Genomic DNA, 26,558 nt, shown 5'->3' on the forward strand with positions numbered 1-26,558 from the left:
TTGTGCTTCTGTCATAGCCAATAATTACACCTGTACACATGCGTAATCAAAGCAGCACTTGCTTTGAGGAAATAACAGGAGTCGGCAATGGCCGAAGATAGCGACCTCGAAAGAACCGAACCGGCCTCGCCCAAGCGCCTTGAACAGGCGCGGGAAGAGGGCGACGTTCCGCGTTCGCGCGAACTATCTACCTGTACTATCCTGCTGGCAGCAGGAGGTGCCCTGTGGGGCATGGGTGACGGGCTGGTACGTCACTTGAACCAGGCTCTGGTCGCCGGCCTGTCGCTGGAGCGGGCGATTATCTATGACCATGAACTGCTGTTTTCCAAGATTGCTGCCAGTTTGTGGGATGTGCTGGTGGCTTTTGCGCCAGTCGCCGGGCTCTTGCTGGCGGTTGCGCTAGGCTCGCCTTTGCTGATAGGCGGCTGGTTGTTCAGTGCCAAAGCCCTGACCCCGAATTTTTCGCGCATGAACCCGATCTCTGGCTTGGGTAATATGATTTCTACCCGTGCGGGTGTGGAACTGATCAAGGCCATCATCAAAACCATTTTGGTGGGTACAGTTGCCTGGATAGTCATCATGGGGCAAAAAAATGCCATCTTTGCCTTGCCACTGGAATCTCTGAAATCTGGCCCAGCTCACGTTGGTCACATGATGGGCGTGTGTTTTCTGGCCATCGTCGGTTCGCTGGCGGTGATTGCTGCGATCGATGCACCTTACCAGATGTGGCAATACGCAGAAAAACTGAAGATGACGCATCAGGAAGTGGTGCAGGAATCCAAAGAAGCCAACGGTAATCCACAAATCAAGGCGAAGATTCGCGCCCAACAGCGTGAGATGGCACGCCGCCGCATGATGTCTGAGATTCCAACGGCTGACGTTGTCGTTACCAACCCGACTCACTTTGCTGTCGCTCTCAAATATACCGAAGGTGGTAATGGCGCGCCTAAAGTCATTGCCAAGGGTGCAGATGCAGTCGCTGCCAAAATCCGTGAGTTGGCCAAGGAACACAATGTGCCCCTGCTGGAAGCACCGCCACTGGCGCGTGCCTTGTACAAACACACTGATCTCGGCGACGAAATACCAGAAGCCCTGTATGCCGCAGTGGCAGAAGTACTGGCCTATGTTTATCAATTGCGCAGTTATACCAAGGCCGGTGGCAACAAACCTGTAGAACCAAGTGATTTATATGTACCAGCTGAGCTTGACCCTAATAATCAAACACAAAGTCAAACACAAAATCAAACAGCTAATCAAGCAGGAGCTCAAGCATGAATAGCTTTACCTTGCCTGCCTGGATGAATGGCATGAATACCAGGGCGCTGGCTGCGCCTTTCCTCATCATCCTGATGCTGGCGATGATGATCCTGCCTCTGCCAGCGTTTATTCTGGACGTGTTCTTCAGCTTCAATATTGCGATCGCCATCATCGTTTTGCTGACCAGTTTATACACGGTCAAGCCGCTGGATTTCATGGTGTTCCCGACCGTGCTGCTGGTCAGCACCATGCTGCGCCTGTCCCTGAACGTCGCTTCTACCCGCGTCGTGCTGACAGAAGGCCACACTGGCCCGGATGCCGCCGGTAAAGTGATTGAAGCCTTTGGTCACTTTTTGATCGGAGGTAATTACACGGTCGGTATCGTGGTCTTCATTATCCTGACCATCATCAACTTTACTGTCGTTACCAAGGGTGCTGGCCGTATTGCAGAGGTGGGTGCACGTTTTGCCCTGGATGCGATGCCGGGCAAGCAAATGGCGATTGATGCTGACTTGAATGCCGGCCTGATCGCTGAGCAGGAAGCCCGCCGTCGCCGTACCGAAGTGGCGCAAGAAGCAGAATTTTATGGTGCCATGGACGGTGCCAGTAAATATGTGCGTGGTGACGCGGTAGCGGGCATCATGGTCACCGTCATCAATATCGTTGGTGGCCTGGTGGTGGGCATGGTACAGCATGACCTGGATTTTGCGACCGCCCTGAAAAACTATACCTTGCTGGCGATTGGTGATGGCCTGGTGGCGCAAATTCCTTCACTGATTATCTCAACTGCGGCAGGTGTCGTGGTCTCGCGCGTGGCCAGCGACCAGGATATCAGTGGTCAGTTAATAGGGCAGTTGTTTGCCAAACCCCAGGTCATGATCATCACTGGCGGTATTATCGGCGGTATGGGCATCATACCCGGCATGCCGCACATCGCCTTCGTTTTGCTGGCAGGCATACTGGTTGGCGGTGGCTACATGCTTAACAAGCGCGCCCAGTTGCCCCCGGTTATTGAAGAAAAAACCGAGGCTCCCGCCACTGCAGGTCAGGAAATGGAAGAAGCAACCTGGCAAGATATCTTGCCAGTCGATACCCTGGGCCTGGAAGTCGGTTATCGCCTAATACCCCTGGTAGATAAAAATCAGAGCGGCGAACTCCTGCGCCGTATCAAAGGCATACGCAAGAAATTTGCCCAGGAAGTGGGATTTTTGTCACCCCCCGTCCATATACGCGATAATCTGGAACTCAAGCCTTCGGCATACAGGATCACCCTCAAGGGTGTGGAAGTCGGTGCCGGTGAGGCATTGAGCGGACAATATCTGGCGATCAATCCTGGCATGGTGACCGGTAATTTGCCAGGTGCCGTCACCAATGATCCTGCCTTTGGCTTGCCAGCGATCTGGATAGACGCCGCACTGCGTGAACAGGCGCAAGCGATGGGGTATACCGTGGTCGATTCTGGCACCGTTATTGCCACCCATCTGAATCACCTGATCACCAGCCATGCGGCAGAGTTGCTGGGGCGCCAGGAAGTGCAGTTGCTCATGGATCACCTGGCAAAAGACATGCCCAAAATGGTGGAAGAGCTGGTGCCAAAAGCCCTGCCTCTGTCCATCCTGCAAAAAGTATTACAAAACCTGCTGGTCGAGGGTGTGCATATCCGCGATATGCGTACCATTATTGAGACCCTGTCTGAGCAAGCCATGCATACCCAGGATGCGAATGAGTTGACGGCGCAAGTCAGGATCGCTTTGGGCCGTGCCATCGTCCAGCAAATCTTCCCGACCGGGAATGAGATGACGGTCATGACCCTGGATAGCCGCCTCGAACGCCTATTGATGCAAGCCCTGCAAACCAGCGGCGCTGATGGCTCTGGCATAGAACCTGGCCTGGCCGACACGCTGGCAAGCCAGACCGAGGCTGCGGCCCAGCATCAGGAGCAAATGGGCCTGACGCCAGTGCTGCTTGTGCCTGCGCCATTGCGCGCCTTGCTGTCACGCTTCCTGCGCCGCAATTTGCCACAACTCAAAGTCTTGTCACACGCAGAAGTACCTGAAACAAAAACCATTAGAGTCACCAGTCTGGTCGGAGGTCAATCATGAACGTCAGAAAATTTACCGCGAACACTTCTCGCGAAGCTTTGCGCATGTTGCGCGATGCTTTGGGGGCAGATGCCGTGATCCTGTCCAACCGTAATGTGGGCGGCAAGGTGGAGATTCTGGCCATGGCTGATGAAGCCATCAGTGCCATTGCACCTGCTTCCAGCGATGAGGCACCGGTGCCTGAAGTGCCGCGCTTTGCTCCTCGTCTTAGCCCTCAATTCCAGTCTGATGAACCACTTATCAGACCGCGTGCGTTTGAGCGAGCCGTGGAGGCTCCTGCAAGTGTGCCGACTTTCAAGGCGGCGACCGGTGCATCTGGTTTTGCCAGTGAAATCGAAGCCCCGGTGAGTGCCAATGAGCTTAACGATGTCATGTCAGAAATACGTTCCATGCGCAGCATGCTGGAATCTCAGTTGGCAGAAATCTCCTGGACACAAACGCAAAAACGCCAGCCACAAAAAGCAGAAATCCTGCGTGAATTACTGGCGACAGGTTTCAGTGCCAGTCTGTCTCGCTATCTGGTGGAAAAGCTGCCTGAAGCAGGCAAGCTTGAAAATGGCCTGGACTGGATCAAAAACGTCCTGACCCGTAACCTGTCAACCATAGACAATGAAAATGAGATGCTGGAAAAGGGCGGGGTGTATGCCCTGGTAGGCCCCACAGGCGTCGGCAAGACGACCACAACGGCCAAGCTGGCGGCTCGTTGTGTCATGCGTCATGGCCCATCCAAACTGGCCCTGATCACGACGGACGGTTATCGTATTGGCGGTTTTGAGCAATTGCGTATCTACGGCAAGATATTGGGTGTCATGGTGCATGCGGTCAAGGATGAGGCAGATTTACGCATCGCCTTGTCGGAGCTCAAGAACAAGCACACGGTCCTGATTGATACTGTCGGTGTCAGCCAGCGTGACAAAATGGTGACTGAGCAGGTGGCAATGTTGTCTGGAACAGACACTCCGGTAAAGCGTTTGCTGTGCCTGAATGCGACTTCAACGGGTGAAACCTTGAGTGAGGTCGTACGTGCCTATCAGGGCAATGGTCTGGCAGGCTGTATCCTGACCAAGCTTGATGAGGCGGCCACCATAGGTGGTGCACTGGATATCGCGATACGCCAGAAACTCATGGTGTATTACGTCGCCAGTGGACAGCGTGTACCTGAGGACCTGCATATCGCCAACAAGCTCTACCTGATAGATCGCGCCTTCAAGCTCAAGCGTGAAACGGCGGCTTTCCGTTATCTGGATGAAGAATTACCCTTGCTGATGGCTGGCGCCGGTATTGCTGGTGCCGCGGCAGGAAAATCAGGACGTGCTGGTCAGGAGGTGTCCCTTGGCTAGTTTCGATCAGGCAGAAGGCCTGCGCCGTATGCTGGCTGGGCCAAAACCACGGGTATTTACCTTTTTGTCAGCCTTGAGAGAAGATGAAAAGAGTGGCATGTTGGTCAATCTCGGGGTGTCGCTGGCGCGCCAGGGTAACCAGGTCTTGATGGTGGATGCGCGCTCTTCCGAAAATAGTGTGGGAGCCTGGTTGAATGCCAACCTTGATCAGACCTTATTGGATGTAGCGAGACAACAGCGTACAATGAAGGAAGCAGTCAAATTGGTGGCTGCAGGCCTGTCGGTAACGATGCTGGCCCGTCACGCGTGGCTGCCGCCCGAAAATACCCGGCATTTGTCCAAAGTATTTGATGTGGCGGCCAACCGTGCGGACCTGGTCATCGTCGATAGTGAGATCAATCTGGATGACAGTTTTCCGCTGGCGACGCTGGATGACAGCGAACTGGTGATACAGGTTTCTGCTGACCCCGACATGATCAAGGCCGCTTACGGATTGATCAAGCGTGTGAGCAACCGGCTGGGGCGACGTGGTTATGGTATTTTAGTGTCCGGAGCATCGGAAAAAGAGGCGAGATTGATTTATACGAATATGGCGCAGGCGGCCAGCCGTTACCTGGCAGTGCCGCTGCACTACGTCGGCCACGTGCCAGAAGATGAACATGTAAGAAAGGCTGCACATTTGGGACGCTCTGTGATTGACGCTTTTCCTAAAGCCCTTGCTTCGCTGGCATTCTCCCGGCTGGCTGAACAATTGGCGAAGACCGCGCGTTCCACCTTATGTGCAGAGGGAGTCCCTGAGCTGGGTGTCGGTCTCGGAATATAATCAAAACAATGTACACCGCGAGCGGAAAATCAGATAAAAACTTCCTGTTAAGGGAGCATGCGCCTCTGGTCAAGCGTCTGGCTTACCAGTTGAAGGCGCGCCTGCCTCCCAGTGTGGAGGTGGATGATCTTGTGCAGGCCGGTATGATAGGCCTGCTGGATGCGGTTAACCGCTACGAAGATACCCATGGTGCCCAGTTTGAAACCTATGCAGTACAGCGCATACGTGGTGCCATGCTGGACGAGTTGCGTAGTAGCGACTGGCTGCCGCGTGGCGTGCGCCAGAACATGCGCAAGATAGAAAATGCCATGAATGTGCTGCAGCAAAAGCTGGGCAGGCCACCGCTGGAAACCGAGGTGGCAAAATCACTCAAGCTGAGCCTTGAAGAGTATCAGAACCTGCTCACTGACAGTGGCGGGCATCAACTGGTCTATTACGAAGACTTTCATGATGCTGATACCAAGGAGCATTTTCTTGACCATTATTGCTCAGACTTTTCTGGCGATCCTCTGCAGGATCTGCTCAATGATGACTTCCGTGACGCCGTCATCGGTGCCATAGACAGCCTGCCGGAGCGGGAGAAATTGCTGATGGGCCTGTACTATGAGCAGGAATTGAATCTCAAGGAAATCGGGGCCGTGATGGGGGTATCGGAGTCGCGGGTTTCTCAATTACACAGTCAGGCAGTTGCCAGGCTCAGGGCATACTTAAGGGAGAAAGCGTGGACTGGGCTAGCATAATTGGTTTGATACTGGTGGTACTCGGCATCGTCAGTGGCCAGCTGATCGAGGGCGGGCGCCTGTCTTCGCTGGTGCAGCCGGCTGCTTTTGTGATTGTGGTCATTGGTACTCTCGGTGCGGTACTCTTGCAAAGCAGGATGAACACCTTCATGCGTGGTGTGCGCATGTTGCGCTGGGTAGTGTCTGAACCGCCTGACAGCAGCAAGAAAAATATTGCCGATGCACTGATCTGGAGTGTGGTGGCCAGGCGTGAAGGCTTCCTGAGCCTGGAACGTTACATGAATGCTTCTACCGATCCCTTCATAGGCAAAGGCTTGCGCCTGGTGATCGATGGCATAGACCCTATACGCTTGAAAGACATACTGGATGTCGATATTTCATTGTATGAAATGGAGCAGCGTCAGGCCGCTAAAATCTGGGAGTCTGCGGGTGGGTATTCCCCGACCATAGGTATTCTTGGGGCTGTGCTGGGGCTTATCCATGTCATGGAAAATCTCAGTGACCCATCCAAGCTTGGTGGTGGTATTGCCGTTGCCTTTGTAGCCACGATCTATGGCGTGGGCCTGGCTAACCTGTTATTTTTGCCCGTCAGCAATAAACTCAAGGAAATCATAGGCCGTGAAGTGACGCGCCGTGAAATGTTGTCCGATATTTTTTATAGCATCGCCCTGGGTGACAGTCCGCGCGTGGTGGAAGAAAGACTGACCAACCACCGCAATTAAGCGACGCAGTGACACTGAAAAAATACACTTATGGCAAGGAAAAAATACCACGAAGAACCAGACAACCATGAGAGATGGCTGGTTTCTTACGCGGATTTTATTACCTTGCTGTTTGCGTTTTTTGTTGTCATGTATGCCATCTCCTCGCTGAACGAGGGCAAATACCGGGTCTTGTCCAACTCACTGACTGGTGCCTTTGGCAAAGTCATGACGGTGAATCCCAAGCCTGTCGATGCGCAGCTTGAGCAAAAGATCAAGCTCGATCCCTTGCCCCTGGTCAAAAACCGTATCAATGAAGGTTTGCGCAAAGAAAAAGCGCAAATGACGACCATGGCCAAAGATATCATGACCGTGCTGGAGCCTCTGGTGCGCGAAGGCAAGGTCAGGGTTACCCAGACCAGCCGCGGTATTACCATAGAAATCAATGCCAGCCTCTTGTTCGCTCCTGGTGATGCGCGCCTGAATGTCGATTCCATACAGGCACTGAGAGCGATTGCCGGTGTCCTCAAGCTTGATACCCATGCCATACAGGTAGAGGGACATACTGACAACCTACCTATCAGTAACCCCATCTTCCCGTCAAATTGGGAATTGTCGGCCGTACGCGCCAGCACGGTTGCCCGTTTGCTCACGGAAAATGGTGTCGATGAAAACCGCGTGACTGCAGTAGGGCAGGGCGCAAAACTACCTGTCAGTGACAATGACACACCGGAAGGGAGGGCCAGAAACAGGCGTGTATCCGTCACCATACTGGCTGTATTGCCTGAACCTGTGATAGAGGTACCCTTGAGCCCAGCATCTGGGGCGGCGGCAACATCATTGCCTGCACCAGCAACGCGGCCAGTTGCGGCATCTTTGTCTGGCGTGGCGCCGGGGCCTTGAAAACCTGAAAATCCTGGAGATTAAGGAGTTTTGCCAGTTACGGGCGGGATAGTCGGCGCAGTATGGTCAGCGCAGCACGGACATGCTAACGAAGTCGTGATCAGAGTTGGTCGTCTGTGAAAATCAGCAGCGCGTAATCAAAGCGCAAGCAGACCGTGCAAGCACGATCAGGTAGCGATATAGCCCTTGCCAAGCGTAGTTTTGACGGTCGATTGACCATTGGGGCCGTACATGGAGCCAGCCTGATTATTGTTTTTCTGTAATAAATGCAAGGTTGCCTGGTTCAGCGATAATCTGCGGTTGATCAGCAAACCATTGGTGCGGTTGTCTTCTTTGGCTTGCACAGTCAGTTGCAATAAAGCATCCCAGTCCTGCGCGCTGGTTTGGGCGACGCCGGCTTGTTGCAAATAAGCCTGCATGCCGTCTATGTCAGCATTAAATCCAAGTTCATTCAAAAAGCTGTTACGCTTTTTTTCCAGTTCTGTCATTTTGACCACAAGCTGTCCCTTGCTCTGGGTAAAGTCATTGAGCTGGACTATATCGCTTTCTACCAATGCCGCCTGCTCTTGCTTGAGCAAATCAGCAAGCGAAGACATGATGCTCACTTCTTCCTGCAGGCATTGTTGAATAGCGCTATGTCCGGAACCTGTTGCGTTCATTTTTTAACGTTTTCTGGCGTTGAGCAAATCTTTAACTGTTTCCAGAAGCCCGTCAGCGACTTTTTCCGAATTGACCTGGAAGCGTCCTTCGGAAATGGCCAGCTTGATAGCTTCCACCTTCTTGGTCTCAAACACAGCATTGCTTGCCTGCGTACTTTGCAAGGCTTGCAACTGTGAAGACAGGGTCGAAATTTGTACTTTCGACGAATTCGCCACGGGTACCGCAGTTTCCGCGGGTTTTTCCGTGCGAGCCTGTTGCGGGCTGACTGGCAGTCCCGCGGTCTTATTCAGTGCGTCATCAATTTTCACAGCGATACCCTCTAGTGTGGGACTTACAAACATCTACATCCAGTTTATCGGCTGTGTAATTTTAAACTTTAACCTTACTGCGAAAAAATATTGCATGTACTTAATTTCAGCTACAAATATCTTGCCATCAGTAAACTATTTCTATAATGCCACCATTCTTCGCAACGCCACTGATGGTTTGCCCTGAACTGGTCTTGGCCTTGGCAATTTGTCCATCTGCCGCATTATTTAGGGCGATGGCATCTGTTGCTACCTGGAAACCTGGGCCGTGGCTGATTACCCGCACTGATTGCCCTTGTTGCACGACCGCAGGACTTTTGAGTGCGTCGAGGCGCATGACACCACCGGAAGCCATGGAAACCTGCATGGTTTTGCCTATCGCCTGTTCAGGCGCGGTGATGACGCCAGCGGGCAATTTCGCAATATCACCCCTTTGTTTGCTTAAATCGCTGAGTGAGATGACTTGCCCATGGGTAAGCGCATTGGCTGCCACGTAGTAATCTGCCGTCACCTGCACATTTGCCTGCAAATACACCAGCCAGGGAGCGGGGGCAGTGCAACGTATTGCCAGGGTGACCTTGCCCCAGGGTTTGCTGCCAGGTAATAAATAAGGGTTGGGGTTGTCGCAGGCCTGCAGATTGAGGCGTTTATCGACTTCGCCTACCGTTACCTGTACGTCATTGCTGAGACCTGATGCCTGTAGTGTCAAAAAGTCCAGGGCGATCTGGCGCAACTGTGCAGCATCCTGGACCTGGCTTACCGGGGCGGCCTGGCTCAGGCATGCCAGGCTCATCAAGGACAGGGCCAAAACTTGCTTGTAGTTGTGCTTGCTGAATATCTTTGCGGCTTTCATCATGTTTCCTGCCGGGGTTGTGCTGAACTCTATTTTAGGATTTGCAGGTTTTTTTGAATGCCTGAATAAACGGGTTTTTCCCTTTCTGCTCGCCTGATCAAACTTGCGCCCCGGCGAATAAGATGCAAGGTATAGAAAACCCTTGTATGCCTCAAGCGCACGGCGCGATGGCGAAGGAGAGAAAGATGGTTGGCAGGTTAGATGACTTTTTGAAATTCCATGAGGCTGCGCTGTCTGTGCGTGGGCAGCGTCAGCAATTGCTGGCATCCAATATTGCCAATGCTGACACGCCTAATTACAAGGCGAAGGACATTGATTTTTCAAGTGCACTCAGTCATGCCCTGGGGCAAAACCTGAACCAGTCGCCAACTGCGCTGGCCAAGACTGCCGCCCAGCATATCGATACACCGGGTAGCGTGGCAGGCATGGCACCACAATACCGGCCCACTGTACAGGGCAGTGTTGATGGCAATACGGTTGATATGGATGTGGAACGCAATCAGTTTACCGACAATGCACTGCGTTATGAGGCCAGTCTGACCATCATCAATATGCAGATCAAGAATATGTTGGCAGCGATACAGGGATAATCAAGGATAACCATCATGTCACTCTTTAATGTCTTCAATGTTGCCGGATCGGCCATGAGCGCGCAGTCGCAGCGCCTGAATGTGGTGACCAGTAACCTGGCCAATGCCGACAGTGTCACCAGTTCAGACGGTACTCCTTACAAGGCCAAGCAGGTGGTGTTCAGTGCGGTGCCGGTGGCGGGTACGGCTTCTACCGCCGTCAAGGTAAATGAGGTTGTAGAAGATACTAATCCGCCTAAACTGATGTATGACCCAAAACACCCGATGGCAGATGAAAAAGGTTATGTCGCCATGCCTAATGTGAATGTGGTGGAAGAAATGGTGAATATGATTTCAGCATCACGTTCATATCAAAACAATGTAGAAGTCATGAATGCAGCAAAAACCATGCTGCTGAAAACCTTGACTTTAGGGCAATAAGATTTTTGTAAGGAATAAATCATGGCTACCACCAGCGGCGTACAAAGCAGCACCGTCGATCCAGCTTTGCTGACAACGATGAACGGGGCAAAGGCATCAACCAATTCGACTGAAGATGCAAAAAACACTTTCATGACTCTGCTGGTAACCCAGCTCAAGAATCAGGACCCGTTGAACCCCATGGACAATGCCCAGGTGACCAGCCAGCTTGCGCAATTATCAACGGTCTCCGGTATTGATAAACTCAATGCGTCAGTGACTGCGCTGAGTGCCAGTTTCCAGAATGGCCAAAACCTGCAAGCTGCCAATATGATAGGTCATGGCGTCATCGCGCCAGGCAATACCATGGTCGTGACCGATGGCAAGGGGATTTATGGCCTTGAGTTGCCGCAAGCAGCCAGCAATGTTGATGTCGTGATACGCGACAGCTCCAATGTCGTGGTAAGGAAAATGACCCTCGGTGCCTTGCCGCAAGGCGTGAATACCCTGACCTGGGATGGCAAGACCGATGCAGGGGCGACAGCGGCTAACGGTGCCTATAAATTCGAGTTTGTTGCCAATGCGGCAGATAAAAAACTGGATGTAACCAGCCTCGCATTTGGCGTGGTTTCCAGCATCACCTCGGGCTCCCAGGGCTTGAAGCTCAGCCTGCCCAATATCGGTGATGTCAGCATGAGTGATGTAAAGCAAATCTATTGATCCTTGGAGTAATCCTGTATCAAATCCTGTAGTAATGAGTGAACGAATTAGCCTAAGTAAGGGAGAAATATCATGGGTTTTCAACAAGGACTGAGTGGACTTAATGCTGCTTCCAAATCCCTGGATGTCATTGGTAATAATATTGCCAATGCCAGTACCGTGGGTTTCAAGCAGGGGCAGACGCAATTTGCCGACGTTTATGCCAACTCACTGAATGGTTCTTCCGCAGGGACTGTGGGTATCGGTACCAAGGTATCTGGCGTGGTGCAGCAATTCACGCAGGGTAATATTTCGACGACGAATAACCCGCTGGATATTGCGATCAACGGAGGTGGTTTTTTCCGCATGTCCACCAATGGTGCGATTACCTATACACGTAACGGTCAGTTCCAGCTTGATAAGCTCGGTAACATCGTCAATGCGCAAGGTGCGCAATTGACAGGTTATGTGGCGAATGCTGCAGGTGTATTATCGACAGGTGCCGCTGCGCCTATCAATATCAATACAGCTGACATTCCGCCAGCGCAGACGACGACCATCAATGCGGTCATGAATCTCGATTCGCGCAAATTGGTTCCCGGTACACAATTACCAGCAACCATACCACCAGTGATTACCCCTATCGCATTCAGTGCGACTGATCCGACTACTTATAATAGCTCGACCTCGGTCGCTGTATTTGACAGTCTGGGTAACTCGCATGTGGTTCAGTCATTTTTTGTAAAGCGCGATAATCTTGCGACACCTCCGACTTTGCCGGTAACAATAGAATGGGATGTCTTTGCTACAGTCGATGGTGTTTTGATTAATGGTGCTGGCGCAACAACAAACTCCATCACCCGTCTTGGTTTTGACAATCTGGGAAAACTGAGTTCAGTTACCCCACCGTTCTCTGCCACAGATCCACGTGCAACTACCTTGACCGTACCTGTCAGTACAGGTGCCGTTACGCCTATCAATACTACTTTGGATATCAAATACGATTTCACCGGTACTACGCAATTCGGTTCTGATTTCAGCGTTAGTAAAAACACCCAGGACGGTTATGCGTCCGGTAAACTGGCGAAGTTCAATACGGCCAAGGACGGTACTATCGTTGGTAGTTATACCAATGGTAAAACTTCAGTTCTGGCGCAAGTGGTGCTGGCGAATTTTACCAATCCTAACGGTTTGCAATCGACGGGTGACAACCAGTGGATAGAAACTGCGGCTTCTGGTAATTCCCTGGTTGGTCCGCCAAATTCGGGCAGTCTGGGTACGCTGACTTCATCAGCGACAGAAGATTCAAATACTGACCTGACGGGTGAGCTGGTGAATATGATTACTGCACAGCGCGTGTATCAGGCCAATGCACAAACCATCAAAACGCAGGATCAGGTTTTGCAGACGCTAGTTAACTTGCGTTAATAGTGATTTTTATTTGAATTGACATGCGTCTTTTAAATCTCAGGCAAACAGGAGCGGCTCATGGATAGACTGGTATATACCGCGATGACCGGTGCCAAGCATATCCTTGAGCAGCAGGCTACCGTCTCGCATAATCTGGCCAATGTCTCGACTACGGGTTTCCGGGCGCAGTTGGATTCATTCCGTGCCGTGCCTGTCAAAAGCGATGGTCTCGCTACCCGCGCTTTTGTCGTGGATGCTACGGTCGGCACTGACTTTTCTACTGGCGCCATGCAAAACACAGGGCGTGAACTGGATGTGGCAGTCGAAGGCAAGGGCTGGCTGGTGGTGGAGAAGGCGGATGGCACAGAGGCCTTTACCAGGCATGGCAGTTTGAAGGTCAATGAAAACGGTATTTTGCAAACCCAGAGTGGTTTGAATGTCGTCGGTGATGGCGGTCCCATTACCATACCGCCGGAAGTATCGATTGCGATTGCCAAGGACGGTACGGTATCGACCATACCCACCGGCACCAAGCCAAATGCAGTGCAAGTCATAGGTCGTCTGAAACTGGTCAATCCGCCTGAAGAAAACCTGGTGCGCGGCGATGATGGTTTGTTCAAAACCAAGGATGGTACTGCGGTTGATGCCGATCCCCTGGTAGGTGTGGCAGGCGGCATGCTGGAAAACAGTAATGTGAATGTCGTTGAATCCATGGTCAATATGATTAATCTGGCGCGCAGCTTTGAAATGCAAATGAAGCTTTTGCAGAATGCCGAGAATAACGCCACTAAAGCCAGTCAGATCCTGACTTTGAGTTGAGTGCTGATGTAGCACAATAGCCTTGTAGAAGTCTTTGCCGCGAAGATAAAGCGACGCAAAGTAAACCAGGGCAAAAGGGGAAAGCAATGATACGTTCACTATGGATAGCCAAGACTGGCCTGGATGCGCAGCAAACGCAGATGGATGTCGTATCCAATAACCTGGCCAACGTCAGCACCAATGGCTTTAAACGTTCACGTGCCGTGTTCGAGGATTTGCTGTACCAAAATATTCGCCAGCCCGGCGCGCAAAGCTCGCAACAAACGCAATTGCCATCCGGCCTGCAACTCGGTACTGGTGTACGTCCAGTCGCCACAGAAAAGATTTTCACGCAAGGCAATTTGCAACAGACCGGTAATAGCAAGGACGTGGCAATTCAGGGGCAGGGATTCTTCCAGGTTCTGCTGCCTGATGGTTCTACTGCCTATACCCGTGACGGTTCCTTCCAGACAGATAATCAGGGGCAGTTGGTGACCTCCAGCGGTTTTGTGATTCAGCCAGCGATTACTATTCCTGCCAACGCACAATCGATTACGGTGGGGCGCGATGGTACGGTTTCTGTCACCCAGCCAGGTTCGGTAGCGCCTGTGCAGGTCGGTTCACTGCAATTGGCTACATTCATCAACCCGGCTGGTTTGATGGCGATGGGTGAAAATCTGTACGTAGAAACTGCGGCCTCTGGCAATCCGGGTACGAATACACCAGGCACCAATGGTGCTGGCTTGCTAATGCAAAGCTTTGTAGAAACGTCGAATGTGAACGTGGCAGAAGAGCTGGTCAATATGATACAGACACAGCGCGCCTATGAAATCAACAGCAAGGCGATCACTACTTCAGACCAGATGTTGCAGCGACTGTCGCAACTGTAATGAATTAACCGGCATCCATGCGGATGTATCCTGGTGGGTGAACATATCATGACCTATACAAAATTATCCCTGCTATTGCCATTGCTGGCACTCACGGCTTGCGCCATGACGCCACCACCTATCGTGCACCAGCCCACATCCATTCCGGCGCAGTCAGCCAGGCCACAAAAGCAGGCGAATGGTGCAATTTTCCAGCAAGCCACTTATCGCCCTTTGTATGAAGATGCGCGGGCTCGTCTGGTAGGCGACACCCTGACCATATCCATCGTCGAGAAAACTTCTGCGGGCAAGGCTGCTGCTGCGTCCAACAGCAAGTCTGGCGCAGCTTCTTTCGCAGCACCTACGGTATTTGGCGTGCCGGCAACGACCACGGCACAGGCTAGTCTGGCGACTTCTTCATCGACCAAATATGATGAAAAGGGTGCACAGACGGCCAGTAATAATTTTACCGGCACGATTGCCGTCACTGTCATCGATGTGCTGCCGAATGGGAATTTGCTGGTCAGCGGTGAGAAACAACTGGCCTTTGATAAAGGTGCAGAGTTCGTGCGTTTTTCTGGTGTGATCAACCCCACCACGATAGCCGCAGGCAATGTCGTCGCTTCTACGCAGGTTGCAGATGCGCGATTTGAATATCGCTCTACATCGAAGATTGATATGACAGAAATGAGTTCGATGTTTTCGCGGTTTTTCCTTAGCTTCCTTCCTTTATAGCGAATTTTTTAGCAAACTCTCAGGGTAGTTTTATGAACGCATTTTCCACCTCCAGAATGATCAGGGCAGCCATGCTTGCCATGGCAGTCATGACTGCCATGATCGCGCCGGAAAGTCGGGCAGAGCGTATCAAGGACCTGGCAGGAATACAGGGCGTGCGGCAAAATCAGTTGCTTGGCTATGGTCTGGTGGTTGGTCTCGATGGCAGTGGTGACCAGACTACGCAAACCCCGTTCACAGTGCAGAGTATCATCAGCATGATGCAGCAACTGGGCGTCGCCATCCCAGTGGGAACCAGCCTGCAATTAAAGAATGTGGCCGCAGTCATGGTGACTACCTCTTTGCCAGCTTTTGCCCAGCCCGGGCAGACCCTGGATATCACGGTGTCGTCCATGGGTAACGCAAAAAGTCTGCGCGGTGGCACACTGCTGATGACTCCTTTAAAAGGTGCGGATAACCAGATTTATGCGATGGCGCAGGGTAATGTGCTGGTCGGTGGTGTGGGCGCCTCGGCAAACGGCAGCAAGGCGCAAGTCAATCACTTAAGTGTCGGTAAAATTTCTGGTGGTGCGACGGTGGAGAGGGCGGTACCCAATTCAGTGTCCCAGGGGCCTACCATACAACTGGAGTTGAACAGCTCGGATTTTTCCACTGCCAGCCGGGTGGTGGATGCGATCAACCGCCGCTTTGGCCCGGACACGGCAGCAGCCATGGATGGTCGTGTGATACAGGTGAAAGCACCAGTCTCTGCCGATCAGCGCGTGAGCTTTCTCGGTAATCTGGAAAATATCGATGTGACGCCAGCGCAAATGGCCGCGAAGGTGATCTTGAATGCCAGAACTGGCTCTATCGTCATGAACCAGGCAGTGACGCTGGAAACCTGTGCTGTCGCCCATGGGAATCTGTCTGTCGTCATCAATACTGACAATACGGTCAGCCAACCAAATGCACTGGCGGCCGGAAAAACAGCACCTACGGCTAATTCAACCGTCACGATCTCGAAAGATGCGGGTCAATTGATGATACTAAAGGCTGGAGTATCTCTGGCTGAGGTGGTCAAGGCACTCAATGCCATCGGTGCGACACCGCAAGATCTGCTGGCCATATTGCAGGCCATCAAGGCATCCGGTGCCTTGCGTGCAGACCTGGAAATTATCTAAGGAATCGTGATGATAGGGCGCACCGATTTCAGCGATAAAACAGCCTTTGACACCAAGGGGCTGGATGAACTCAAACAGTCGGCCAGGAATAATTCGCCCGAGGCAATCAAGGGCGCAGCCCAGCAGTTTGAGGCGCTGTTCTTGAACGTCATGCTGAAATCCATGCGTCAGGCGGGTGGGCAGGACGGTTTGTTTGACAGTGAGCAAAGCCGTATGTATACCTCCATGCTGGATCAGCAATTGTCTCAGACCATGGCCAAGAAAGGCGTGGGCCTGGGAGATGTGCTGGTCAGGCAGTTATCAAATAATGCCATGAACCTGGCGCTGGAAGCAGACCCTGCCACCGGTTCAGGTAATTTGAGCAACCCTGCCAGCGTACGCGGCATCAACACTTACCTGGACAATCTCAAATTCGAGCAAATGCCCGCGAATGCGCCAAAAACCGCGTTTACTGGACCAAATCACGTGCGCGAGTTCCAGGAAAAACTGTCTGCCCATGCTGAGCAGGCCAGCCAGGAAACCGGCATCCCTGCCAAATTCATGCTGGGCCAGGCCGCTTTGGAAAGTGGTTGGGGACGCCGTGAAATCAAGACCGTGGATGGCTCGACCAGCCATAATATCTTTGGCATGAAGGCGACCAAGGGCTGGAAAGGCAAGACAGTTGATGCAGTTACAACAGAGTATGTGAATGGCGTAGCCCAGCGCAGGGTAGAGAAGTTCAAGGCTTATGATACTTATGCCGATGCGTTCAAGGACTATGCTAAATTGATCACCAAGAATCCGCGTTATGAAAACGTGATGGCTAATGCCAAAGATGCAACGAGCTTTGCCCAGGGCCTGCAAAAAGCCGGTTATGCGACTGACCCTGAGTATGCCAACAAGCTGACAAAGATTATCAAAAATTCCCTTTCTACGTAATTTCACCATAGGTTTCCCCAGTGAAAGTGCAGTCAGATTAAAGTTTTACCGAAACGCACCGAAAACATGATTGATAGCACTGGGTGGCTAACTTAGCAAAAGAGCAGGTTCAATTATGGGTTCAAATATATTTGGTATTGGGCAATCAGCACTGTCCGCTGCACAGCTGGGCATTGCGACGACCGGTCATAATATTGCCAATGCGTCAACTCCTGGCTATAGCCGTCAAACTATCCTGCAAGCAGCAAATGAACCGCAAAATCTGGGCGGCTCATTTATAGGGCAAGGTGTGTCGGTTACGCAGATACAGCGCCAGTACAATTCTTTCCTGGCTGGTCAGGTCAATGCTTCCCAATCAACAAAAAACCAGGCTGATGTGTATTACAGCCAGATCAGCCAGATCAATAACCTGGTGGCAGACCCCACTGCAGGTGTGACACCTGCTTTGCAAGATTTTTTCAAGGCTTTCCAGAATCTGGCTGCCAGCCCTAATGGTACGGCTGGCGCAGCTGCGCGCCAGGCCGCATTGTCGTCAGCACAAGCGCTGGCTGGCCGCATCAATGGTTTGGAAACGCGTCTCGACCAGATCGCTGACGACGTCAATGGCCAAATTGGTACGACTGTCGGTGCCATCAATAGCTATGCTTCACAAATAGCCAGTTTGAATGACACCATAGAAAGAGCCAAGGGTATTTCAAATAGTGCCAGTGGGCCTAATGATTTATTGGACCAAAGGGATCAACTGATCACTGAACTGAGCAAACTGACCAAGGTCAGCGTAGTGCCGCAGGGCGAAAAATATAATGTGTTTATTGGCAATGGTCAGCCACTGGTACTTGGCAGCAATGTGACCCAGTTGCAAGTAGGCCAGTCACTGACCGACCCCAGCCGTATTGAAGTTTCTTACCTTGTCAACGGTTCTTCAGTCTTGTTGCCTGAAAATAGTTTTGGCGGCGGCAAACTTGGCGGCTTGTTCGACTTCCGTTCCAGTACACTGGATGTCGCCAAAAACAGCATAGGCAGGATAGCGATAGGCCTGGCGACGCAATTCAACGACCAGCAAAAACTGGGACTGGATTTAAACGGGCAGGTTGGTGGTGACTTCTTTACCGTTGCGGCTCCTGTATCAACACCAAGCTCGCTCAATACGTCTACAGCTGCGATCAATGCGTCTATCACTGATACAACTGCCTTGACGACCAGCGACTATCGCCTGCAATTTGTGGGCGGCAATTATAAAATTACCCGTTTGTCTGATGGTGCAACGCAGTCTTCTGCAACTTTGCCTTTGAAGTTTGACGGTATTAATTTTCAACTGGCCCCACCACCGGCAGCGGCAGTTCCGGCGGCAGGCGATGAATTCCTGATCAGGCCGACAGTGGCAGGGGGCTCCAGTTTTGCGGTGGCGATTCAAGACCCTGCCAAACTGGCCGCAGCTGGACCTTTGACGACATCTTTCCCGACCACCAATACTGGTACGGGCAAAATCAGCGTTGGTGTTGCCGATTCCCAGGTGGCATCTGCCAGCAATTCTGCAACGGCGACGATTAGCCCTGCAACTGCCGATGATTCTTATGTTGGTTCGACCCTGAATGCACCAGTCAACCTGACATTTGCTTCTCCAGCGAATACTATTTCCGGTTTCCCTGCGGGTGCAACGGTATCGGTTAAAGTTGGCGCGGTCACGACGAGCTATCCGCCACCAGCGACTGTGCCTTATACCAGTGGTGCAACGATTAGTTTTAGCGGTATCAGCTTTTCCATCAAGGATGGTGCTACTCCGCCAGCCAATGGTGATGTGTTTACGGTATCCAAGGCTTTGCCGATAGCACCAAGCACGCTGACATATAATGCCGCTGGTAACACGCTCACTGGTTTCCCGGCGACTGCCAATGTCACGGTGACCAATGCGGGCGTATCGACAACATATCCGGCAGGGACGGCAGTACCTTATACATCTGGTTCCACGATCAGTTATAACGGCTTCAGCTTCTCTGTGTCAGGTAATCCTGCCAATGGCGATGTGTTTAATATTGCCCCGAATACCAATGGCTCAGGTGATAACCGTAATGCGGTTTTGTTGAGTAATCTGCAAACAAAAAATACCGTAGGTGGTAGTACTACCACCTTCCAGGGTGGTTATGCCCAGTTTGTCAGCCTGGTGGGTAACAAGGCGCATGAATTGCAAATTACCAGTGCTTCAGAAACAAAATTGCTGGCGCAAAATATCACTGCCCAGCAAACTGAATCAGGTGTGAACCTTGATGAAGAAGCTGCCAACTTATTGCGCTATCAACAGGCATATCAGGCGGCAGGCAAGTTGATGCAAATTGCAAGTACATTGTTTGACTCCTTATTGGCGTTGGGCAGATAGAGGTTATTATGCGTATCAGTACCAGTACTATTTATCAAACGGGCGGCTCCAATATTAGCGATCTGCAGTACGGTTTGAACAAGACTCAACAGCAAATCGCTGCTGGCCGTCGTGTATTGACACCGGAAGATGATCCGATTGCTTCTGCACGTGCGCTGGTGATTTCGCAGTCAGATTCACTTAATACCCAGTTTGCCACTAACAGGCAAGCTGCAAAGAATAATCTCAGCGTTGCTGAAAGTACGCTCAGCAATGTTACTGATACCTTGCACAATATCAAGGCGCTGATTGTGCAGGCAGGTAATGGCTCCTACAACGATACCGATCGTGGATTTATCGCCCAGCAATTGCAAGGTAATCTGGACCAGTTATTTGGGCAGGCAAATGCGACTGATGGCGTTGGCAATTACTTGTTTTCTGGATTCAATACGACTACCGCGCCTTATACCAAGACTGCGGGTAGCGCTGTTTATAATGGTGACCAGGGGCAGCGCTTTATCCAGGCAGACACCTCAAGGCAAATACCCCTCAGTAGCCCTGGCATTGATATTTTCCAGAATATCCGTACATCGGCTGGTCAGTTCAATGTACAGTCTAATCCGTCCAATGTAGGTACTGCAGTTGCTACGGCGGCGATCAATACCCCTACCTCAGCGAATCTGACGGGTAATAATTACGAAGTGGCGTTTGATAATCTGGGTACTTCATTTACCGTTACCAATAAAACGACGGGTGCGGTTGTTGTTCCTCTGACCCCTTATGTCAGCGGCGCGACGGTTACCTTTGATGGTATAGATTTGAATGTCACCAACGCGGGTGGCCCACCAGTTGCTGCGCCTGGCCCAAACGACAAGTTTTCAATACAGCCAGGCAATCAAAATATCTTTGAAACTGTCACCGATATCATCAATGCCTTGAATACGCCTGCAGGTACGGCGGCAGCAAAAAAAGATTTGACGGCAGCGCTGACACAAGGCAATAACAATATCGACAAGTCTTTGAATAATGTACTGACCGCACGCGCACAACTGGGCACCAGTCTGCAAGAGCTCGATAACCTCGATAGTGAGGGGGATGCCAAGGGCGTTGCCTACAAACAGGATTTGTCTGCCTTGCTGGACCTGGATTATGCAAAGGCGATTACTGAACTCAATCAGCAACAAACTACCTTGCAGGCAGCTCAACAGTCCTTCGTCAAGACATCTGGTTTGTCTCTGTTTGACTATATCCGCTAAGAACGTGCTTGCGATCTTAAGCGCGAGCGCGGGTTGTGCTTTATGGGGGCTCATGTGCTGCTCAAAATGCTCATGTACTTAAGTACATTTCGCTTTTTTTTGTGCTGCTCTTCACCCCGCTGACGCTCGCTCGCTACAGATCGTAAACACGTTCTAACAAACTCTGATCTTTATGTATAAAGACAAAAAAGCAGCCTGGGCTGCTTTTTTGTTTTCATGCCATCCTGATGCTTAAATCTTTTCCATATCTTCTGCATCCAGTGCAATCACATGGGTTTGCAGGATACCGCGTTCGTCATGCCATTCACGCACGACACAAGGTGCGCCTTCTTCATCAATCGCAATGACCTTGAAAAACTGACCTATCATCGATTCTATGAGGATGCGTTCATCTTCAGGAAAACTCTTGATAAATCTTTTGTCTAGATTGACTACGCGGACGATATCACCCAGAACGACGGGTTGGTTTTTGCAATCGACGGCGGCTTGAGGTGCAGACATGGTTATTTCCGGTAAATTATTTCAGATATTGTACTTGGTCTCGATCATTCTGCCGCAGGCAAAATAAAAAGGCTTGATTGTTTCAAGCAATCAAGCCTTTCAGATTTCAACTCTTGGCGTCAGGAAGTTTTCTTTTCCCGTGCAACCCAATACAGCGCAATGATGATCAACGCGTAGGGGATCATGGACAAGGCGTTGGCATTGACACCTTCAAAGAAGGGATTGTTTGCTGTCGCCCAGTCACCGATTTTCTTGTCAAAATCAGTCAGGATACCTGCCGTGAATGCAATGACGATACCAGCCAGCGCACCACCGGCGATATAGCCAGATGACAGCAAGACACCAGAACTGCGGTCCCCCGCTGCCTGTTTCTCTTCTTCGCTGAGGTGCTTGTTGTGCTCCAGCTTGTTATTACGACGATCTACCGCCCAGCGTATCATGCCACCCACAAACAGCGGGGCAGACGATGACAGCGGCAAATACACACCCACCGCAAAGGCCAGCGACGGGATGCCTGCCATTTCCAGTACCAGCGCAATCATCACGCCAAACAGGACCAGGGTCCAGGGCAGTTGCCTGTCCAGGATACCCTTGATGATGTAAGACATCAGCACGGCTTTCGGCGCATCGTATTTCTTGACTTCAGTGCCATCAGGTCGTTTGTTGTAAGCACCATTGATACCCGGATCGACCAGATAGACAGCCTTGCCTGCATTGTCGACAAAGTACTTACCAGCAGGGCCGCCGACATTGTCATTCTTGTGCCAGACTTTGTATGTTCCTTTATCTGTATCAGCTTGTGGGCCTTGCAGTTGTGCAGTGTCAGTCAGTTTCGATGCATCTGTCTGCAGAGCAGGAGCAACCTGTGCTGCTGGTACATACACAGTGCCAGAGTCATTCAACTTCAACAGGATAGGGCCAAGAATCAGGGCAGAAGACAGTGCACCTGCCAAGATCGCATATTGCTGCAAACGCGGTGTCGAACCAACGATGTAACCGGTCTTCAAATCCTGTGAGGTGGTACCAGCATTACTGGAAGCGATACAGACGATCGCACCGACAGACAGGGCAGTCACATAGTATTGACCACCAGTCCAGCCCATGATCAGGAAGATCAGGCAGGTAAACAGCAGGGTCGCTACCGTCATGCCAGAGATAGGGTTGGAAGAAGAACCTATCTCACCTGTCAGACGGGACGATACGGTGGCAAACAGGAAGCCGAACACCAGGATCAGCAAGGCACCCAGGAAATTCATGTGCAGTGGTGTCGCAAATGTAATGACAGCAATAATGGCCAGCGCACCGATGACTACCCACTTCATCGAGATATCCTGGTCAGTACGCAGTGGCGCAGTAGCTGCTGCAGCACCTTTACCCAGGCCAGACAAACCAGCCGACAGGCTGCGCCAGATCGTAGGCATAGCGCGTGCCAAACTGACCAGGCCGCCGGCAGCTACAGCGCCAGCACCGATGTACAGGATATAAGCGCCACGCACGTCGTGGGCACTCATTTCACTGATGAGCTTGGTTCCAGGGGCCAGAGGCACACTCAATGCATCACCAAAGAACTTGATCATCGGGATCAGCAGCAAATAAGACATGACACCACCAGCGGCCATAACGGCAGCAATGCGCGGGCCGATGATATAGCCTACGCCCAGCAGTTCAGGGGAGACTTCTGCACCCAGGGAACCACCTTTGAGTGGCGCACCGAATACGACTTCAGGCGTGTCTTTCCAACCTTTGAGCGCAACGTTGGCAATCTTGTACAAGAGGCCAATACCAAAGCCACCAAAGATAATCGCCGCACGTTTGCTGGCATCATCTGCTGCATTTGGATTGTTCTTTTCGCCGGCAGCTTCGCGCGAAGAATCGGTCGCTGCGGCCTTCAATACCTCGGCACAGGCCGTGCCTTCGGGGTATTTCAGTTCATCATGCTTTTCCACGATCATGGTTCTGCGCATGGGGATCATGAGCAAAATACCCAGCAAGCCACCGAGGCAGCCGACCAGCATGACGCGGGAAATTTCCAGGTCAAAACCCAGAATCAGGATGGCTGGCATGGTCACACCAAGGCCAAAAGCCAGGGATTCACCAGCCGAACCGGCGGTCTGGGTAATACTGTTTTCCAGGATGGTCGCATCTTTCGCGCCCAGCTTATTGCTTAAACGGAACAGGGTGATGGCAATCACGGCTACCGGTATCGAGGCACTGACGGTCAAACCGACCTTGAGTACCAGATACAGGGATGATGCACCGAAAACCATGCCAAGTAATACGCCCATGATCAGGGCTCTTGCGGTCATTTCGGGGAGTTGGGCTGAGGCCGGGATGTAGGGCTTGAACCCCGGCTTGGTAGCAGGTGTTGACATTTCTGTTGGCATTGGTCTACCTATTTGTTGTCAAAAAAGCTGAATAAGAGGGTGGTCTGTATCAGCGCGGCGAATAAACAATCCCCCTCTGTCTCCTGAGGGGAACGATGAAAAAACATAAATATCCGCGCATTATCACGCTTTTTTCAGCCTGTTTGCAATGCCATCATTAAACTTGTTGCATCTCCTCCTGCTTGCTCAGGCGTGGCAAGACAGTGATGCCGCGAATAATCGGATTTTTTGCCGCAAATGTTGCCAGCAGCAAGGCTGCCACACCTGCAAAACCCAGGGCATAGCGCAGGCCCATGTGCTCGCCCAGCCAGCCGCCAATCAAGGCTCCAGGCCCTGCCGGTATCAGTATCAGCCAGCGCATGGTGCTGGTCATGCGGCCCAGCATGGCTTCTGGCGTGACTGCCTGACGCAAGGCCAGGAAGTTGATAAAGATCAGCACGCCGCCTATGGAGAAACACATCAGCATGAAACCAAATGCAGCGATACCCCAGTTATTGGTCGGTGCCAAGGCCAGCAAACCCCAGCCCAGTCCACAGACTGCCACACCCAGTACCATGCAGGGACCCGGCCCGATAGTGCGGCTGATGCGGCTGCCATACACACTGGCGATAATGGTGCCCACACCCATACCCATATAGCTGAGACCAACTGCCTGTTCAGACAAACCCAGTTCGCGCGTGGCAAACAGGATTTGCACCACCAAGGCCGCGTTATAGCAAAGCTGCCAGCCACCTACTGTCAAGGCCAGCGCGATCAGCAGAGGTTTATTGGCGACAAAAGACAGGCCTGCCTTCAAGTCACGCCAGAAGTGTGCATCTGCACGTGGTTCCCTGACTTCATTGACATGAATGCCGCGCAAGATCACAGCGGATGTCAGTAAAAGAATGGCATCAGCCAGCAAGGCTATTGGTGCACCCAGCAACTTGATCAATGCACCAGCCGTGGCGGGGCCTGCAACTTCTGCCCCTGAGGTTGCCAGTGCATTCTTTGCATGTGCTTCTACCAGGCGGTCACGTGGCACGATCTGTGTCAGCACGATCTGGGAAGCCGTACCTGCCGTGGTGTTGACCATACCTATCATGAAGCCGACTATATATAACCATGTCATGTTCAGATAACCCAACCACCAGGCCACAGGCACGCTGGCGACCGAAATGGAGATCATGATTTCTCCGACTACATAAACTGGCAGCTTGCGTACCCTGTCCAGCCATACACCTGAAGGTAGCGACAGCAAGACAAAGGGCAGGATCTCCATGAAAGTCAGCATGCCCATCTGGGTGGCACTTGCGTGCAGTAGCAGGGCGGCAGTCAGCGGCAGGGCCAGCATGGTGACCTGGGCACCAAATGAACTGATCAGTATCGAAGTCCAGAGACGCCGATAGACAAGGTCGCGTAATAAATCCCTTTCCGGGAGCGAAAACAGTCCTAAAATTTTATTTTTCATAATGAGCAATACAATAATTTGCCCGTGTCTTTATTCTTGACGAGATGAATAGCAGTACACAGGTCTGGGCGTCTATGCGCAATCAGGATGTAGCAAAAAAAGCAAAGATGGATGATGTGTAATGCCTGGTTTGGCCTGGTAAGGCTGAACAAACTGTCAGCGATTACTACCGTATCATCGGAGCATCTGGCGGCTAGCGCAGATTAGTCGAACTCGTAGAGCTATTCGAACTTAATGGGGCTTGGGGTAGGCGCAAAGCTACGTCGCCAGTGCTGAAAAGCCTGGTTGCACCACGGTGTTGCTAGTGACGCTGTAGTTTGAAAGTGCATTTACCCGAGTCCTGAGGGTTGAAAGTGAATGTAAATCGAATCAGAAAATTACCCAGCGCCAAAAATTTTTATTGACGCAAGATATGAATAGATTGTATTGCTCTTCATAAGTTCCCGCTAGTGAAAAAAATATGATGTTTGAAAAACCAGTAGTCATGATTGACTTTGAAACCTCCGGCATGTCACCAGACCAGGGAGGGCGCGTTACCGAAGTGGCAGCCTTGCGCATCGTCGGTGGTGAAATCGTTGACCGTTATGTCAGCCTCATCAACAGCAATGTGCGTATCCCTTACTTTATTACTGAATTGACAGGCATTACCCAGGCCATGGTGGACAAAGCACCGCCAGTATCTGAAGTGTTGCCTGAGCTCGTAGAGTTTATCGGTACTGACACATTAGCTGCCCACAACGCCAGTTTTGATGAAAAGTTCTTGTTGGCCGAGAGTGACAGGCTGGGCCTGTGGCCTGCCCATGACGGCGTGATTTGTTCCGTCAAGCTGGCACGCAGGGTTTTCCCTGGCTTGAGCACCTATTCATTGGGGCCATTGGCAGCTTCCATGGGCATACGTTTCAAAGGTGCTGCTCACAGGGCAGAGGCAGATGCAGAAGTCGCATCAAATCTGATGCTGCGCATAGCCAGCGAGCTGGGTCAGCGTTATGGCTATTCCGCAATTGACCCGCGCTTGCTACAGGATATTAACAAGCTGGCAGCAGCCAAAGTGCCAGCATTCTTAAAAAAGCACAGAGCGGCTGAGATTGCGGCTGATGTTGCGCCGGTTCCCTTGATAAAGACCAAGGGTGTGCAACGCTTTCGCCACTACAAAGGCGGGATTTATGAGCTGGTGTGCGAGGCAACGCAAGAATCTGATTTAAGCCCCGTCATTGTTTATCGCGCCCATGATGGCTCCATCTGGACCAGACCCAGGTCGTTTTTTTTTGAAATGCTGCAGATCAATGGCGCAGAGGTCATGCGTTTTACGCCCATCGAGGAATAAAAAAAGCGGGCACATTTCATCGTGCCCG

25 protein-coding genes are annotated in these 26,558 nt (G+C 51.7%); 19 read left to right on the plus strand and 6 right to left on the minus strand.

What is annotated here, in order from left to right:
- The first annotated feature begins 87 nt into the window (after positions 1–87).
- From flhB to motD, 7 genes are read left to right on the plus strand one after another with little or no spacing between them, the layout of a single operon-like run.
- Positions 88–1,275 carry a flagellar biosynthesis protein FlhB gene (gene flhB / locus UNDYM_RS10010; protein ID WP_162040911.1) on the plus strand — a complete coding sequence of 396 codons (1,188 nt, stop codon included), beginning with the start codon at positions 88–90 and terminating at the stop codon, positions 1,273–1,275.
- Entirely contained in the window at positions 1,272–3,359 is a 2,088-nt protein-coding gene (flhA, locus tag UNDYM_RS10015) for a flagellar biosynthesis protein FlhA (protein ID WP_162040912.1), read from the plus strand. The genes flhB and flhA overlap by 4 nt, the downstream gene beginning before the upstream one ends.
- Positions 3,356–4,699 (plus strand): flagellar biosynthesis protein FlhF, encoded by a 1,344-nt coding sequence (gene flhF, locus UNDYM_RS10020; protein ID WP_162040913.1) that lies wholly within the window; start codon positions 3,356–3,358, stop codon positions 4,697–4,699. Before flhA ends, flhF begins: the two co-directional genes overlap by 4 nt.
- Positions 4,692–5,522, plus strand: coding sequence for a MinD/ParA family protein (locus UNDYM_RS10025; protein WP_162040914.1), 831 nt, complete (start codon positions 4,692–4,694; stop codon positions 5,520–5,522). The genes flhF and UNDYM_RS10025 overlap by 8 nt, the downstream gene beginning before the upstream one ends.
- Before the next feature lie 8 nt (positions 5,523–5,530).
- Positions 5,531–6,262, plus strand: a complete 732-nt coding sequence (locus tag UNDYM_RS10030; protein WP_162040915.1) for an RNA polymerase sigma factor FliA — start codon at positions 5,531–5,533, stop codon at positions 6,260–6,262.
- Positions 6,244–6,984 carry a flagellar motor protein gene (locus UNDYM_RS10035; RefSeq protein WP_162040916.1) on the plus strand — a complete coding sequence of 247 codons (741 nt, stop codon included), beginning with the start codon at positions 6,244–6,246 and terminating at the stop codon, positions 6,982–6,984. The genes UNDYM_RS10030 and UNDYM_RS10035 overlap by 19 nt, the downstream gene beginning before the upstream one ends.
- Before the next feature lie 30 nt (positions 6,985–7,014).
- Positions 7,015–7,866 (plus strand): flagellar motor protein MotD, encoded by an 852-nt coding sequence (motD, locus tag UNDYM_RS10040; protein ID WP_162040917.1) that lies wholly within the window; start codon positions 7,015–7,017, stop codon positions 7,864–7,866.
- A gap of 167 nt (positions 7,867–8,033) precedes the next feature.
- On the opposite strand, the gene UNDYM_RS10045 is transcribed toward motD, so the two are convergent.
- The 3 genes from UNDYM_RS10045 to flgA all read right to left on the minus strand — a co-directional run bounded on the left by UNDYM_RS10045 (position 8,034) and on the right by flgA (position 9,687).
- Positions 8,034–8,525 carry a flagella synthesis protein FlgN gene (locus UNDYM_RS10045; protein WP_162040918.1) on the minus strand — a complete coding sequence of 164 codons (492 nt, stop codon included), beginning with the start codon at positions 8,523–8,525 and terminating at the stop codon, positions 8,034–8,036.
- A gap of 3 nt (positions 8,526–8,528) precedes the next feature.
- On the minus strand, positions 8,529–8,834 hold the full coding sequence (gene flgM, locus UNDYM_RS10050) for a flagellar biosynthesis anti-sigma factor FlgM (protein WP_174244936.1): 306 nt from the start codon (positions 8,832–8,834) through the stop codon (positions 8,529–8,531).
- A 127-nt stretch (positions 8,835–8,961) separates the two neighbouring features.
- A complete protein-coding gene (gene flgA / locus UNDYM_RS10055; RefSeq protein WP_162040920.1) occupies positions 8,962–9,687 on the minus strand; it encodes a flagellar basal body P-ring formation chaperone FlgA in 726 nt (241 codons plus the stop codon).
- 185 nt (positions 9,688–9,872) lie between these two features.
- Between flgA and flgB the strand changes: the two genes are divergently transcribed.
- The 11 genes from flgB (at position 9,873) to flgL (ending at position 20,874) form a co-directional block, all read left to right on the plus strand.
- Positions 9,873–10,277 (plus strand): flagellar basal body rod protein FlgB, encoded by a 405-nt coding sequence (gene flgB, locus UNDYM_RS10060; protein WP_162040921.1) that lies wholly within the window; start codon positions 9,873–9,875, stop codon positions 10,275–10,277.
- 15 nt (positions 10,278–10,292) lie between these two features.
- Complete coding sequence (gene flgC / locus UNDYM_RS10065; RefSeq protein WP_162040922.1) at positions 10,293–10,697, plus strand: flagellar basal body rod protein FlgC; 405 nt, start codon at positions 10,293–10,295, stop codon at positions 10,695–10,697.
- Positions 10,698–10,718: 21 nt separating this feature from the next.
- Positions 10,719–11,396: a flagellar hook assembly protein FlgD gene (locus UNDYM_RS10070; RefSeq protein ID WP_162040923.1), complete on the plus strand. Its 678-nt coding sequence runs from the start codon at positions 10,719–10,721 to the stop codon at positions 11,394–11,396.
- A gap of 72 nt (positions 11,397–11,468) precedes the next feature.
- Positions 11,469–12,803, plus strand: a complete 1,335-nt coding sequence (gene flgE / locus UNDYM_RS10075) for a flagellar hook protein FlgE (protein ID WP_162040924.1) — start codon at positions 11,469–11,471, stop codon at positions 12,801–12,803.
- A gap of 60 nt (positions 12,804–12,863) precedes the next feature.
- The gene (gene flgF / locus UNDYM_RS10080) at positions 12,864–13,604 is read left to right on the plus strand and encodes a flagellar basal-body rod protein FlgF (protein ID WP_162040925.1); all 741 of its coding nucleotides are present in this window, start codon (positions 12,864–12,866) and stop codon (positions 13,602–13,604) included.
- An 86-nt stretch (positions 13,605–13,690) separates the two neighbouring features.
- A complete protein-coding gene (gene flgG, locus UNDYM_RS10085) occupies positions 13,691–14,473 on the plus strand; it encodes a flagellar basal-body rod protein FlgG (RefSeq protein ID WP_162040926.1) in 783 nt (260 codons plus the stop codon).
- 48 nt (positions 14,474–14,521) lie between these two features.
- Positions 14,522–15,187, plus strand: a complete 666-nt coding sequence (locus UNDYM_RS10090; protein WP_162040927.1) for a flagellar basal body L-ring protein FlgH — start codon at positions 14,522–14,524, stop codon at positions 15,185–15,187.
- A 71-nt stretch (positions 15,188–15,258) separates the two neighbouring features.
- Positions 15,259–16,347: a flagellar basal body P-ring protein FlgI gene (locus UNDYM_RS10095; protein ID WP_304941431.1), complete on the plus strand. Its 1,089-nt coding sequence runs from the start codon at positions 15,259–15,261 to the stop codon at positions 16,345–16,347.
- Between the two features lie 9 nt (positions 16,348–16,356).
- Positions 16,357–17,265 (plus strand): flagellar assembly peptidoglycan hydrolase FlgJ, encoded by a 909-nt coding sequence (flgJ, locus tag UNDYM_RS10100; RefSeq protein ID WP_162040928.1) that lies wholly within the window; start codon positions 16,357–16,359, stop codon positions 17,263–17,265.
- Positions 17,266–17,380: 115 nt separating this feature from the next.
- Positions 17,381–19,639: a flagellar hook-associated protein FlgK gene (gene flgK / locus UNDYM_RS30305; protein ID WP_197740993.1), complete on the plus strand. Its 2,259-nt coding sequence runs from the start codon at positions 17,381–17,383 to the stop codon at positions 19,637–19,639.
- 8 nt (positions 19,640–19,647) lie between these two features.
- Positions 19,648–20,874: a flagellar hook-associated protein FlgL gene (gene flgL / locus UNDYM_RS10110; RefSeq protein WP_162040929.1), complete on the plus strand. Its 1,227-nt coding sequence runs from the start codon at positions 19,648–19,650 to the stop codon at positions 20,872–20,874.
- Between the two features lie 231 nt (positions 20,875–21,105).
- Here the strand turns inward: flgL and UNDYM_RS10115 are convergent, their stop codons facing one another.
- The 3 genes from UNDYM_RS10115 to UNDYM_RS10125 form a co-directional block, all read right to left on the minus strand.
- Positions 21,106–21,375 carry a hypothetical protein gene (locus UNDYM_RS10115; RefSeq protein WP_162040930.1) on the minus strand — a complete coding sequence of 90 codons (270 nt, stop codon included), beginning with the start codon at positions 21,373–21,375 and terminating at the stop codon, positions 21,106–21,108.
- 119 nt (positions 21,376–21,494) lie between these two features.
- A complete protein-coding gene (locus UNDYM_RS10120) occupies positions 21,495–23,747 on the minus strand; it encodes an OPT family oligopeptide transporter (RefSeq protein ID WP_162040931.1) in 2,253 nt (750 codons plus the stop codon).
- Positions 23,748–23,916: 169 nt separating this feature from the next.
- Positions 23,917–25,206, minus strand: coding sequence for an MFS transporter (locus UNDYM_RS10125; protein ID WP_162040932.1), 1,290 nt, complete (start codon positions 25,204–25,206; stop codon positions 23,917–23,919).
- A 463-nt stretch (positions 25,207–25,669) separates the two neighbouring features.
- Between UNDYM_RS10125 and UNDYM_RS10130 the strand changes: the two genes are divergently transcribed.
- On the plus strand, positions 25,670–26,530 hold the full coding sequence (locus tag UNDYM_RS10130) for a DUF1653 domain-containing protein (protein ID WP_162040933.1): 861 nt from the start codon (positions 25,670–25,672) through the stop codon (positions 26,528–26,530).
- Positions 26,531–26,558: the final 28 nt, after the last annotated feature.

The organism is Undibacterium sp. YM2 (assembly GCF_009937975.1).
Classification (GTDB): domain Bacteria; phylum Pseudomonadota; class Gammaproteobacteria; order Burkholderiales; family Burkholderiaceae_D; genus Undibacterium.